This window comes from Paenibacillus lutimineralis (assembly GCF_003991425.1).
GTDB classification, from domain to species: domain Bacteria; phylum Bacillota; class Bacilli; order Paenibacillales; family Paenibacillaceae; genus Fontibacillus; species Fontibacillus lutimineralis.
Map to the genome: position 1 here is coordinate 4,876,520 of NZ_CP034346.1, position 15,031 is coordinate 4,891,550.

A 15,031-nucleotide genomic window follows, 5' to 3' on the forward strand; every position below is an offset into this window, starting at 1 on the left:
TCCGCTCCTCTGACCCTAGCTTCATCCAACTGAAGCGTTTTGAAAAAATGCACATCGGAATCATAAGCTTCGGTGCTGAAAACCGACCTTTTTGAACACGCACTATAATAAACTGCCCGAGTATGGCCGATCGGCAGTAGAAATGCCTGGCAAGCCGCGCAGGCCGAACTCACCCTGCAGTCTGGCAAGTCGCCGCTCCTGCTCTTCGGCGGACGTGCCTTTGGTACGAAACACCGATTCCAGCATCGCCAGCGCTTGTCGAACATGCGCCTCCTCCACTTGCTCTCCCGTCTCCCGCAGCCGCTCGACCAACTGCTGCACACCGCGGTAAGGCAACACGACGCCTTGTTCATATTCGACCGCGTTCCAGTTGCGGTTGCGAACACAAGTGGCAATCGCCAGACAACGATACAACAGTTCAATCGAGTATGCTTCCGTTTGCCCGCTTGCGGCAACCAGATTCGCCTCATCCTCCTTGTCGTCAAAAGCGAATACGCGCAATCCATAGGGTGGAGCCAGACGTTTCAATACATTGCCCGGACCTAGTTCCACGGCAGTTGCAACGCCAATGCTCTTCTGAAATGCAAGGACCGCCGGCCAATTGACGGGGTCCGTTAATCCCCTTGCCAGCATACCCGTGATCTCCGCCGTATTCCCGTAAGGCAGCCCCGTCAAGGAGGAAACTACGGGGAAATCCATTTCTCCAAACGAGACGCGGCTCAGCACTTCGGCAAATTGCGCCGCCGCCGGCGCCATCAACGGGCTATGGAACGGCGCGCTTACCTGCAGCGGAATGACTGTGGCCCCATGGGCGGACAGTCTTTCGGACGCTTCATGGACGGCCTCTTTGTGGCCCGAAATCACTGTTTGCGACTCTGAATTCATATTCGATACCACAACAATACGGCTTCTGTCTACGCAGGCTGCGCTAACTTCCATGCATACTTTGGCGACAACATCGGGACTCGGCCCATTCACAGCGGCCATCGCGCCGATCCCCGAAGCGGCGGCCTCTTGCATCAACTCGCCACGGCGGCGTACGAGCCTGAGTGCATCCGGAAACGCTATAGCCCCTGCACAGGTTAAAGCGGTAATCTCGCCCAGGCTGTGGCCGGCGGCCATCGCAGGTAGGTATCCCCATTCCCCGCTGTAGACGCGGTACATCGCTACGCCAAGCGCAAGAATAGCAGGCTGGGCATTGTCCGTCCTCGTCAGCTCCGTCATCGTTCCCTCGTACATCAGGCTGTCAAGGCGCATGCCCAGCGCTTCGTTCGCTTCCTCCATCGTCGCTTTAACAATCGCATGCCGCTCGCTCAGCGCCTTTCCCATCCCGACGCGCTGCGAGCCCTGACCGGGAAACCATATCGCATGTTTGTTCAGCATCTTCCATCACGCTCCTCAGGGGTAGATCGGGGCAGGCGCCTCGGTCAGCATTTTGTTTATCACCGCTACAACATCGCGTTCCCGCTCATGCAGGAAAAAATGTCCGCCTTCAAACAGCATCAGCTCGCATCCTTCCGTCGCATAACGCTCCCATTCACAAAGCGGACCTTTGACACAGTCGTCATCCTTGCCGTTTAAGACGGTGAGCCGGAGCGGCAGCGGCGGCCGCATCCGATGCTCGTATTCACCAACAAGCTTGAAGTCGGCTCTTAGGATCGGCATAAACATATCCAGCAGCTCCTGATGTTGGAACAGCTCGCTCGGCATACCCCCGAGCCGTTTCAGTTCCTCAAGAAACTCGCCGTCTGGAAGCATATGGGTTTGGCGAGTCTCCTCCTGCTCGCAATGTGGCGCGCCTCTGCCGGAGAGGAAGACTGTCGTAGGCAGTGGGAATCCTTCCTCCCGCAGCGCATGCAGGATCTCATACCCAAGTAGACTGCCCATGCTGTGGCCGAACAAAGCATATGAATCGGAGCCAAGCGCCGTCTCCAGCACCAGTGGCAGCAAATCCCGGACGGCTTCCGCCGCATCCGCATAGAACGGCTCGCCCATTCGGCTTCCTCTGCCCGCCAGTTCGGCCGGCACCAGGCGCACGGCAGGATGCAGTCGGTTCGTCCAGCGCTTGTACACTTGTGCGGAGCCTCCTGCATATGGCAAACAAATTAAAGATATCGTCATAATGCCCGCCTCCCGGGTAACAAGTTGACGCGGCCTCTACACGCCAGCAGCAAGCGTGGTCCAGAACGCTTTTTCCTTCGCGAACAAATCGTCCGCGAGTGCCAGCTCTCTGCCCCGTTCGAAGTCCCCTGTCACAAAGCGGTCCTTCAACAGATCCCATCCGTCCCTCACTGCGCCAAGCTGGCCGGACAGCGACTCATGCAGCGCTTCACCGATCAACCTCTTCTCCTGCAGGGAGCGGAGCAGCGACGTGTTGGCGATATGCCGGTTACAAATGATGTTGACGCCGACAAGGCCATAGGTCAAATGAGCCTGCTTCTTCTCCGGGTCGGAATCTACATTCCACATGCCCTCTATTGAGAACTCGCTAAGCTCCCTCGTCAGCCGCTCCGCGTTTTCCACCACTTCAGCCAGCTTCAACTCGTAGGGCTGAATCTTTTCTTGCAGATTGTATACGTAGAAGGCAGGCCCCAAATAGTCCGGGTTCACGTTGTATTCCGAATTGCCGTACGCCTTGAGAAGCCTTTCCTCCGGCACCTCGTGCTCCTCGTAGCCCGCAAGCGTATCGTCAATGACGTAGAAGACGCCGCGCTCCTTGTCGTATCCGTTAAACAGCGAATAATGATACCAATGGAACTTTTTCCAAGCCATACTGCCCGGCAGCCAGTCATACAGATCGACGTTTACGCTCAAGTTGCGTCCGCCCGTAAGCATCTCCCTGATTTCCTCCAGCACCGTCTCCTTGCTGCGGAAATGACCAGGCTCGATATATCGGATCACCTGTGCCAACGGAAATCTAGCCGGGTCGTCCATATAATACAGCGTGTCAATTGTCGGATAGCGGAAGTCCTTGTCCGTTGCGGCCTCCCACGGATAGTAACGGTAAATGTTCAAATACGCCGCATCACTGTAACTGGGTTCCTCCGACACCGCAATGGAAAACGCCTGGTTCAGCATGCAGTTCATCCAAAACTCGTTAAATGGTTTCCTCTCCATCGACAGCTTCATCATTCGCCGCCTCCTTAGGCTCTGAGTATTATTTCAATTAAGCTTGCTTGCCGCAAGCAGAGCACTGATTTTTTTCTTTGCCCCATCTTCAACCAGCGCGCGAATGATCGCCGTATAATCATCCGCCAGCGCACGGACGGTCTCTTTGCGGAAAAGACTTGTCGCATATTCCAGCGCAAAACTGATCCTGCCGTCTTGCTCACCCGCTTCAAGTGTCAAATCGAATTTACTGACGCCCGGATCGAACTCCTTAGGGTCGAATTCAATGCCGCCCGAACGATAAGCGACGCGATCGATATTTTGCAAAATAAACATCGTATCGAATAGCGGATTGCGGCTGCGATCCTGTTCGATGCCCAGCTTTTGCACCAAATCCTCGAACGGATAATTTTGGTGCTCCAGCGCCCGCAAGACATCCTCATGCAGCTCGGACAAATAATCGCCAACGGTCCGGTATGATTCTGGGAAGCTGCGAATTGCGACCGTATTGACGAACATCCCGATCAGCCCTTCCAGCCCCGCATGATTGCGACCCGCAACCGGCGTGCCGATAATAATATCCTCCTCACCGCTCCATTTGCTCAGCAGCATCGCATAAGCCCCGAGCAGCACCGTATACAACGTCGTCCCGCGCCCCTGCGCAAACGCCTTGATCTTGAGCGTCAACTCCTCATCCAGTCTGAAAATGATCAGACCGCCCTCGAAGTTTTGCAGTTCTGGTCTTGGTAAGGCCCCCTTGAGTGCAAGCGTCGGTAGCTCCCCTTCAAACGCCTCCAGCCAGTAGCGCTCATGCCCCATATAGGCCTCGCTGCCGATTCGTTCTTCTTGCCATACCGTGTAATCCCGGTACTGGATATCCAGCTCTGGCAGCTCATCACCGCCATACAAAGTGGTCAGTTCCTGCAGCAGGACGCTGACGGAGACGCCGTCGGTAATAATATGATGAAAGTCCAGCAGCAGCAGATGGCGCTCCTCGCTAAGCGGAATCAATCCGGCCCGGAACAGCGGGAGACTGCCGAGATCAAACGGACGGATAAAGCGCTCCATCAGCTCGCTGATACCGCCGAACAATCCTTCGTCTCCGCCTTCCTGGAGCAGCTTGCCTGCCGCCATTCTCAGCCTGGCACCCCGTTCCAGCGTAAATATCGGCTCCGCATGTACACGCTGGCGGAACTCGTCCTCCTCGTGATGGAACGTCGTTCTGAGTGATTCATGGCGGCGCATCATCGCAAGGAAAGCTTCTTCCAGACGCTCCACATCGAGATTGCCTTGCATATGCACGGCGAACGGCACATGGTACATCGTTGCTTCGCCCGAGATCAGACCCATCATAAATTGGCGGCGCTGTGCCCTCGACATGGGGTAATGTTCGCGCTCCGGCTGCTTCGGAATGCACGCAGCAGCCACGGTACCGCTAGTGTCCAGATGAGCTGCTAAACCTTCAAGTGTAGGATTCATAAAAATATCGCGCAGTGGCATTTGGACGCCAAAGCGTTCTGCAATGCGGCTGACCATGCCCGCCGCCTTCAGGGAATGGCCACCCAGCTCGAAAAAGCTGTCCTTGGCGCTGATCGCATCCGCACCGAGCAGTTCCTTCCAAATCTCCGCCAGCTTGCGCTCGGTATCCGTCGATAGCGGAACTAGCTCGCGCTTACCCGTGTCGGCTGGTCCCGGCTTCGGCAGTGCCCTTCTGTCGATTTTGCCCGTTGGCGTAAGCGGAATCGAATCCAGTACAACCATGAAGGCCGGAACCATATAAGAAGGCAGCTTGTCCCCGAGATATTCGCGTAACTGCGCGGTCAACCGGTCTAATGGAGCGTCGCCGTCCGGCTCCGTATCCGCTGCCTCGGCGTTCTGCATGACGACATACGCGCAAAGCGCATATTCCCCATCCTCTTCCTGAAACGCGGTGACGACCGTTTCCTTCACCTGCTCATGGCGAAGCAGCAACTGCTCAATTTCACCGATTTCAATCCGGTGGCCCCTGATTTTTACCTGGAAATCGCGTCGTCCCGCATAGGCAAACTCGCCATTTTCAAGCCTGCGCCCAAGGTCACCCGTACGATACATTCGTTCGCCCGGCGCATACGGATTGGGCACAAAAGCGACATCCCATTCAGGATGGCTGAGATACCCTCGCCCGATGCCCAGCCCGCCGATGCAAATTTCCCCCATCACGCCTGTCGGTTGCATCTTCAGTCCTTCGTCAAGCACCATCATGACGGAACCTTCGATTGGCGTACCGATCGAAATGTCTTCGCCTTCGGTCACTTCCCGGATTGAGGTCCACACCGTCGTCTCCGTCGGACCGTACAAATTAAACAATCTGGCTCCCGTAGCGGCGCGCAGCCTACCGAGCACATCGGCCGTCAGCGGTTCTGCCCCGATCATCAATATGCTCAGCTTTTGCAAGCCGTCCGTTTCGCCTCGCTGATTCATCCACCATTTGAAGCGCGACGGTGTTATTTGCAGCACATCGACGCCGTATGAGTCGATCAGAGCTTGCAGCAAAGCGGCGTCGCCCCGTTCCTCTTCGCTCGCAAGTACAATCTTCATACCCAGCGTGAGCGGAAGCAGATTTTCAACGACAAAAATATCAAAGGAGACCGATGCCATCGCCAGGATGCTCTGGCCCTTCTCGAACGGAATCCGGTCTCGGAAGCCGCTGATGAAATTCGCCAGCCCGCGATGCTCGATCATCACTCCTTTGGGACGACCGGTCGAGCCCGACGTATACAGCACATACGCCAAATGGTCCGGCTTATGGACAAACTCCAGATTACCTCGGTCCGCCGAATACAGCTCCGGATCATCCAGATACCACTCGGCAACGGCTCTCGTTACGACTCCTGCATTTGCTTTTTCCGTCAGCAGAAGCGCTTCGCCGCAATCCTCAAGCATCCAATCGATCCTCTCTTTCGGGTAAGCGGGATCAATGGCGACATAGGCACCTCCGGCTTTCAGAACACCCAAAATGCCGACAAGCAGAAGCGGGCTACGGGACGCCATGAGCGCGACAATGCGCTCGGGCCCCACGCCCTTCGCCCGTAAGGAATGTGCAAGTCGATTCGCACGTTCGTTCAGCTCGGCGTACGTCACCGTCTCCGCGCCGAATTGGATCGCCGCCGCATCCGGCGTGCGCGCCGCTTGGCGCTCTACTTCCTGCACAAACCCCGCCCATTCCGCCGTTGCTTGCCTGGAAGCCGCAGCCACGTCTCCTTGCCGGTCCAGCATGCCTTCCTCAGCTCGAATTTCCATCCTACCATTGCTCCCTTCTCTACTCGCGGCCTGTACCGGCATGCCTCCTCCGGACAACAGTGCCAGCAATTGCTCCCGCTCACTTTCACCCATCAGATCAAGCTCGCCAACCTTGCAGTCGCGTGTTCTGCACATCTCCCGCACGAGTACGGTATAACTTTCCGCCATGCGTCGCGCGGTTTCCTCATGAAACAAATCCGTTGCGTATTCCAGTTGAAGCTCGATTTGCGTCTCCCGCTCCACCGCTTCCAGAGTCAGGTCGAACTTGCTTGTCCCCGCCTCGAACGGCATTTCACTAAAGATGAGGCCGCCTGCTTCAGTCACCGCCCGATCCATATTTTGCAAGACAAACATGGCGTCAAACAAAGGATTTCGGCTTCTGTCCCTATCTGCCTTCAGCCCTTCAACCAGCTCCTCGAAAGGATACATCTGGTGCGAAAGCGCATCTACGACATGGTTATGCAGTTCCGCCAAATAGGCCCATACAGTCTTGTCTCTTTCTGGTCTGGTCCGCAGCGCCAGTGTGTTGACGAACATGCCGATCATGCCATGCGTATCGGCATGATCCCTGCCGGCTGCGGGGGTGCCCACAATTACTTCGGCCTGTCCGCTGTATTTGGCCAGTATCGCGGCAAAAGCACCCAGAAGCACCGTATACAGCGTTGTCTTCGCTTCCCGCGCCAGCTTTCGCACCTCCGCTGTTGTCCACGCGTCCAGCTGGAACGAATGGCGGCGGCCCTTATAGCTCGGCAGAGATGTCCGCGGCCGATCCGTCGGCAGCTCCAGCACAGAAAGTTTGCCATCGAAGATTTCCATCCAGTACTGCTCATGCTCCGCATAAGCGGCATTTACAAATCCGGCTTCCTGCCACACCGCATAATCGCTGTATTGCACGCGCAGTTCCGGCAGCGTTTGTCCGGCATACAGCTGCGACAGCTCATTCACCAGCAAACTGGAGGATACGCCGTCCATAATAATGTGATGAACATCTAGTAGGAGTAGATGATCTTCCTCATTCAGTCTAAGTAGGCCCGCCCGCATCAATGGCAGCTTGTCCAGATGGAACGGGCGCTGGAAGACTCCTATCAGCCTCGTCATCTCAGCGCCGTCCGGCAGCGCTCCCTGCATCGCTTCGTCTCCGGTGAACGGGTCCAACGCCTCCAGCTTGAACGCATACGGCGAATGAACCATTTGCCTGAACTCGTCCTTTATCATATGGAAGGTCGTACGCAAGCTTTCGTGTCGCTCGATCAAGGCCGTAAATGCGTCTTGCAGCCGCGCCGCATCCAGCCTGCCCTGCAAGCGGAGCGCGAACGGCACATGATACATGGTGGCGTCTCCGGCCAGCATCTGCATCATATATTGGCGGCGCTGAGCACGCGACATCGGATACCACTCGCGGCGCTCCGCCTTCGAGATTGGCTCGATCGCGACAACGGCGCCACCACGCTCTTTCAGCCAGGCGGCCATTTCCGCAATGGAGGTAAGCTCGAATATCAGGCTGAACGGAACCAGGGTGCCCGTCGCCTGCTGCAGCTTGCCCGCCAGCACAGCAGCCTTCAAGGAGTGGCCGCCAAGCTCGAAAAAGTCGTCGTGAATGCCGATTGGCCCGGCCGTATCGCCCAGCACTTCCGCCCAAATGGCGGCGACTCGCTCTTCCATCCCGTTTCGCGGCAGCTCCAGATCTTCCCGCTCCCGAAGCCCGAATTCCGGCTCTGGCAAGGCGCGCCGATCCACTTTCCCGTTCGGCGTCAGCGGTATCGCGTCAATTGCCGCGATATAGGTTGGAATCATCGCCTCCGGCAGCTTGTCTTTCAGCTTTCTTCTCCATTCCCGCGAAGGGAGCTTGTCCGAAGCGACTACATACGCGCACAGTTCCTTGTCGCCGCTTGCCTGCTCGCGGACGACCACAACCGCATCCTCCACCTCGGAAAGGGAAATCAACTGCGAGCGAACCTCATTCATTTCAATCCGAACGCCTCTGATTTTTACCTGTTGGTCGACCCGGTCCACATACATTGCGTTGCCGTCTGGTAGCCACTTTGCGATATCGCCGGTGCGATACATGAAGCGGCCCTCATGATACGGGTGCGGCACAAAGCGCTCGGCCGTCATATCCGGCTTGTTCACATAACCGTCGGCAAGGCCACTGCCAGCAATGTGCAGCTCCCCGGCTGCACCGATAGGGGCAAGCTGGCCGCCATAGCCGAATATATAAATTTCGACATTGTGCATCGGCCCGCCAATCGGCACATAACCACCGCGATAAGCACCCGGCTTGTATGTGTACATATTGGAGCACACCGTCGCCTCCGTCGGGCCATAGCCGTTAATAATCCGAATCTCGGGGTTAAGCTTCGTATACAGTTCCAGCGTTTCGTCTTTAATCGGCTCTACCCCAACGAGCATTTTGTCTAGCGTAATCTCGGAAGCCGATTGCTCCAGTAGCCGCGCAACCTCTTTCAGCAAAGACGGCGGCAAATAAGCAAATGTGATCCGCTCTTCCGTAATCACCTCGGCAATTCGCCTTGGATCAAGCAATTTCGGCTCCGGGTAAAGAACCGTGCAAGCCCCGAACATAAGCGGCATAAACAACTCCGCTACGCTGACGTCAAACGAAATATTCGTTAGACTGAGGCATCTATCTCCCTCGCCGTATTGTCCGTCGAGAAACGTCCGGAGCGAATGTCCGAAATTATAAAAACTGCGATGCGGCACAATGACACCCTTCGGCTGACCCGTAGAACCAGAAGTATAAATGACATACATCGGATCGTCTGTGTCCTGCGGCCATGCAGTGGCGGCATCGTCTCCGCCGGAGAACAGCGTCTCATCCGCAATGTCCAGCACCTGCAAGGTGGCTGGTACGACGGCCGCGGCTCTGGGACGCGAACCGTCCGCGAATACCAGCTCCGCGCCGCTGTCCTCCAGCATGTAGCGGATGCGCTCCTCGGGGTAATGCGGATCTATAGGCATATAAGCGCCTCCGGCTTTCATAACGGCGAGCATAGCGGTTAGCATCGGGATGGAGCGCTCCGCCATGATGCCGACTACGCGGCTGCGTTCCACACCTTTGGCGCGCAAGGTTCGCGCCAGCGCATCGGTACGGCGATCCAGCTCCCGATAGGTCATGGATTCACCGCCACAAGAGACGGCCGGCAGGTCCGGAACGGCCGCCGCCTGTTCCTTGAAGCAATCATGCAGACAACGCGGCTGCGGAAAGTCCGCTGCGCGTCTCCCCAGCGCCAGCATGTGCAGGCGCTCCTCCTCCGTCAGCATCTCCGCTTCGCCGAGTACGGCGTCGGGGCGGAGCGTCACACTACGCAGCAGCTGCACATAATGTCGCATGAAGCGTTCGACTGTCGCGCGGCGAAACAAATCGGTATTATATTCCACGACAAGCCGCAATTCCGTATCATTCTCTACAGCCTGGATCATCAAATCGTATTTGGCCGTGCCATGCTCAAAGCGCTGGTGGCGATACGACAATCCCTCTGACGAAGCGTCTGGAATACCCAGGTTTTGCATAATGAACATCGTGTCAAACAATGGACTCCGGCTCGCGTCCCTTCTGTCCAACCATTGCGCGATTTCCTCGAATGGATAATCGGCGTGGGTATAAGCCCCAGTTGCCATCTCTTTCACTTCGGACAAAAAGGCTCTGAACGGCTTGTCCGCCCGCGGATAAGCGCGCAGCGCCAGCGTGCCGGTAAACATGCCCGCAATCGCTTCCAGCTCGTACCTGTTCCGCCCCGCAATCGGCGTGCCGACGGCAATGTCCTCAGCCCCTGTATAGTGGGCGAGGAAAGTGTAATATGCCGATAGCAGCACCATAAACGGAGTCGCGCCCGATTTGGCCGCAAGACCGCGCACAGCCGCTGTCAAACCGGCATCGACGTTCACCTCAAACGTTTCGCCGCGATTGCTTTTGACGGGCGGTCGCGGGGTATCGGTCGGAAGGGCAAGCGTCGGCCAATCCCCCCGGCATTGCTCGCGCCAATACCTTTCGGCGTTCCCGGAGAGCGGCCTGTTCTCCTGCCATACCGCATAATCCTTGTATTGCAGCGGCAGCAGTGGCAACGAACCACCCTGGTACAAAGTCATCAGGTCGGACAAAAGAATACCCGCCGACATGCCGTCGGATGCAATATGATGCATATCAAGAAATAGCACATGGCGCTCTGGTCCCAGCGTCAACAAGGCTGCGCGGAGCAACGGGGCCGTATCGAGCCTAAACGGCCGAAATAAGCTTTGCAGTGCGCCGTTCGCTCCCGCTTCATCAGCCTCCATACGAATCAGACGGAAAGGAATGGCGGCATGAATGCGCTGCCTGATCTCTCCGTCGATGACGTGGAAGGAGGTACGAAGCGTCTCGTGACGGTCCACGATGGCTTGCAGGACGGCCTCCAGCCGGTCTGCATCAATAGCCCCGTCCAAATGCAACAATTCAGGCAAGTTGTAGCTGCGATCATCCGGCATCGCCTGCTGTTGTAAATACATGCGTTTCTGCGGCGATGAAATCGGATAATGCTCTTGCGGGGCCGCCTTTCGAATCGACTCCAGCCTATCGCCGAACAAATAGTCTGACATTTGGCTGGTCAACGGTCCGAAATGCCCGCTGGACACTCCTGCTCCGTCACGGCCGATGGCCACAGCTTGCCCATCATGAGCGCCGTTCCCAACGTCCACCCCTTGTTCACCGTGCCGAGCGTTCGTTCTTTGTGCTGTCGCCGCGCCGCTCTCCCTAAGCCGCCGCTCGATCTGAGCCGTGAACGAAGGCAGATCCGCATGCCCCAGCAAATCCGCTGCCTGAATGCGGACGCCCGCAAGCTCGCTTAGCTGATTTACTATTTTGAGCGCAATAATGGAATCTCCGCCCAGCTCATAAAACCCGGCATCCGCAGGCAATTCGTCATAACCAAGTAGCTCTCCCCAGACATCTGCGACATGCTGCTCCCATTTCAGGCCGGAGCGCTCCCCGGTTAACGCAACGCTTCGGCGGCGCCGACTCGCCATTCCGCCGCTCCGCTCTAGCGCGGCTTGCCATCTGGCAAACGTCGCGTTCATTTCTTGCCCAAGCTCCTCCGGAATATCTCCACCGAGCGAGTACCCGCTCCAGGCTGCAAATGGCGTATGAAGCGCCGTTCCAGTGCACGCCTCCTCTACCCAACAACGGTGAGAGTCGAACGGATACGTCGGAATCGGAAGCCGATGGCGGCTTTGTCCTAGGTAAATCGCATTCCAGTCGATCTCGTATCCACCCACGTAACGTTCGCCCAGCTCCAGCGCTTCGATATCCCGTTCGTTTGGAATGGGTTGCTGCCGCATATTCCCGGTAGCAGCCGAATCAGCTGTCCCGAAGCAGACGTTCGGCAGCGCAAAGCTGGTAAGGCCGCTTTCGGCGGCAACATGCAAGGTCTGAACAAGTTCTTCCCAGCTGCTTACAGCAATCGCTAGGCGATACCGATGGGCTCCCCGACCGACGACCAAGGTGTAGCACAGGTCGGCCAGGCTACGGCTCTCATCGTCGCGATACTGCATAGCCCAGTCCCGCATCAACAGCACGAGCCGCTCCAGAGCCGTCATGCTGTGCGCGGACAAGCAGAACAGCTCCGTTCTGTCCGAATGACCCGAAGGCATCCCGGCAGGAGCCTCCTCCAGCACAACATGGCAATTGGTCCCGCTCATGCCGAACGCGCTTACTCCGCATCTTCTTGCTTCGCCGTCCGTCTCCCATGGCGTTAATTCGTCATTGACATAAACGGGCGAATCCACAAACGGAATGTTGCGGTTCGGCGAGCGGTAATGAAGTGTGGGCGGAAGCTGCTTGTGGACAAGCGAGAGGATCGCCTTGAGCAGCCCTGCAATACCGGCAGCATGGTCAAGATGGCCGATGTTTGTTTTCAGCGAGCCGATGGCGCAAAATTGCCGTTTATCGGTATATCTCCGGAAGGCGCGTGTCAGCCCGTCAATTTCGATCGGGTCGCCCAGCGAGGTTCCCGTGCCGTGCGCCTCCATATACGTCACCGTTTCGGGATCAATGTCCGCATCCTGCCAGGTGCGCGCAATGACGTCCTCTTGCGCGAGGGCGTTCGGGGCTGTAATGCCAACCGAGCTGCCATCCTGATTCATCGCGCTCCCTTTGATGACGGCATAAATATGGTCGCCGTCCTCCTGCGCGCGGGACAGCGGCTTCAGTAGCAGCGCAATCACGCCGTCGCCAATACCCGTTCCGTCCGCCGAGTCGTCGAACGTTCTGGCCCGGTTGTCGCTCGACTCGATGCCAAGCCGTATGCCAGTATCCAGCGGCAGCACGTTAATTTTTACGCTGCCGGCAATCGCCGCCTCGCATTCGCCGCTGCGGATCGATTGGCATGCCAGATGGACCGCTACCAATGAGGATGAGCATGCGGTATCCACGTTGATCGCCGGCCCGCGCAAATTAAGCAAATACGAAATCCGGCTCGGTATCATGGAGCTCAGATTGCCGGGCGCCGCCATGGACAAGGCGTCTGGGTCCAGTGCTTCGATGATTCGCTTGTAATCATGCAGTGCGTCCCCGTTATAGCCGATAAAGACGCCGGTGCGCGAACCATGCAGCGCATTTCCGCCATAACCCGCATTCTCAAGTGCGCCCCAGGCCGTCTGCAAGAACAGGCGCTGCGCTGGACTCATCAGCGATGCTTCCTTGGGAGAAAGCCCGAAAAAAGAATAATCAAAACCTGAAATATCTTCGATATACGCCCCGTCAAAGAAGGAAACGGAGCCGTATTGTGCCTCCATGCGGCGCAGATACGGCTTTAATTCCTCCTTGCGGGAATCCGGAAACCGGCCTACTAGGTCCTTGCCGCCTCGAAGAAGCTCCCAGAAGGCTTCGTGCGATTCCGCGCGCGGCAGCTTGGCGGATATCCCGACAACCGCAATATCCTTGAGGGAAACATCGGAGACGGAGCCCCCGCTCCGCCCCTTCCGCCCGGATGTGTCTTTTTTGGTATCTAGCAAATCCAGTTGAAACATGGCTCCCTTCCCTCCTAGTAAGTAATGGAATCGCTGACGGCCTGTTCTTTTTCCGCCCTTTCGCCACTCCTGTACAGCAGCAACAACACATGTGCCGCAATGCCGAGTCCACTGATTAGAGCTAATAATCCAAGCGTTCCGGACTGCCAATCGCCCGCCCATTGCAGCACGATATACAAGGTGCCTGTGCTGCACACATGGGCCGCAAGCGATCCCCAAAGCGAATGCGAGCCGGCGCGAACAGCACCGTATACGATCGCGCCCAGCGCCGCAAATGCGCCAACCATCACATTCATAAATACCGCGCCGAACAATACAGCCTGGAGTAGTACCGTCCACAGAACCGAAAGACTTTGACTGAGCGTATGGAACAGCATTCCTCTGAACAGCCATTCCTCCAGCAAAGACCCGAGCAACAAGCTACCGAGCACAAAAATGATCAGGCTTCCGCCGGCGACAAAAGCGACCAGATCCGAAATGGGCGGAAATGTCGCTTTTATCCACGGAAGACGGGTAAACGCGGCGATAAACAAGCCTAGCCAGACGCCCGTCCCTGCGGACAGCAGCAACGATCCCCTGCGCACAAGAACAAACCCCAAATCCTTCAGCGAAATTTTTTGCCAGTGCAGCAGCGGAAGATAGATGGCGAGCACGATGATATTGGATACAATCAGCACAATGCCGGAATTGTCTTTGATCCAGTCTTTCAGCCCGGAATCTCCGATCCAGTTGTAGAGCGCTTGATTGACAAGCATCACAATCGCCGCATAAATGACCAAATATAAGACGGTATTTCCCGCTATTCGCAATCCCTTCACAAAGGCTTCACCGCCTCGGAAGACAGCGACACGGAGATCGAGGAGCGATGCTTCGCCGCAAGGAATATGCCAACCGCAATCATCAGGGCCGCCACAGCCATCACGACGGACATGACGGTGACGTCCGTCGTCTCTGGCCCGTAATGCCAAAGCAGGTACTGGCTGCCCTGACAGGCGACTTGCGCGGCGATCGGCGCCCAGATGGATTTAAACCAGACATACAAGAGTGCAAAAATAACCGCGCCGAGAAAACCGTACAGCGACAGCGGAATGTCTCCGAAAAAGAACAACGCCCCGTATAACACGCCCTGAATCACAATTGCAATCCAAACTGGGAGCACACGTCTGAACTCATTCATCAAAATACCTCTGAACAATGTCTCCTTGTAAATATTTCCGAGAATCAGGAAAACCAGAAATACATACCATTCCGCGCGGTTCAGGTAATCAAACAATTCGCGGAACTGGTACTTATCCGATGCAATGGCAGGAAGCCGGGAGAAAGCGACCGTAAACAAGCCGGCTCCAAGTCCGATCCATAAAGCGATCGCCACCGATTTACCGCCCATCACGCGGAACTTAGCCGCCTTGAACAGACTTTCTTTGAATATAAATCTCCAGGCCAGCAGCATGAGCGGCAACCCCACCATATCGTTCAAAATAATGACGGTTACCGTGTTTTGTTCAAACCACGTGCTTCTTGGGTACACATAATCAAAAAATAATGTCGTCACGGTAAAGAACCATGCAAAATACAGGCCGATAACAACAGCCACGCGAGCCAGCATCATTCCCCACGCCTTCATGCG

The 15,031-nt window shown here is 56.6% G+C and carries 6 protein-coding genes; all 6 read right to left on the reverse strand.

Translation table 11 applies throughout. The annotated features are described in order from the left end of the window. Positions 1-102: 102 nt before the first annotated feature. Genes fabD through EI981_RS21780 form a run of 6 tightly spaced genes read right to left on the reverse strand, consistent with a single transcriptional unit; the run spans position 103 to position 15,028 of the window. On the reverse strand, positions 103-1,383 hold the full coding sequence (fabD, locus tag EI981_RS21755) for an ACP S-malonyltransferase (protein ID WP_127001816.1): 1,281 nt from the start codon (positions 1,381-1,383) through the stop codon (positions 103-105). Positions 1,384-1,398: 15 nt separating this feature from the next. Next, a complete protein-coding gene (locus EI981_RS21760; RefSeq protein ID WP_127001818.1) occupies positions 1,399-2,121 on the reverse strand; it encodes a thioesterase II family protein in 723 nt (240 codons plus the stop codon). Positions 2,122-2,157: 36 nt separating this feature from the next. Beyond that, positions 2,158-3,132, reverse strand: a complete 975-nt coding sequence (locus EI981_RS21765) for a BtrH N-terminal domain-containing protein (protein WP_227011528.1) — start codon at positions 3,130-3,132, stop codon at positions 2,158-2,160. Between the two features lie 30 nt (positions 3,133-3,162). Further along, complete coding sequence (locus EI981_RS21770) at positions 3,163-13,404, reverse strand: non-ribosomal peptide synthetase (protein WP_127001820.1); 10,242 nt, start codon at positions 13,402-13,404, stop codon at positions 3,163-3,165. A 14-nt stretch (positions 13,405-13,418) separates the two neighbouring features. Beyond that, positions 13,419-14,222, reverse strand: a complete 804-nt coding sequence (locus EI981_RS21775; protein WP_127001822.1) for a CPBP family intramembrane glutamic endopeptidase — start codon at positions 14,220-14,222, stop codon at positions 13,419-13,421. Beyond that, complete coding sequence (locus EI981_RS21780; protein ID WP_127001824.1) at positions 14,219-15,028, reverse strand: CPBP family intramembrane glutamic endopeptidase; 810 nt, start codon at positions 15,026-15,028, stop codon at positions 14,219-14,221. Before EI981_RS21780 ends, EI981_RS21775 begins: the two co-directional genes overlap by 4 nt. Between the last annotated feature and the right edge of the window lie 3 nt (positions 15,029-15,031).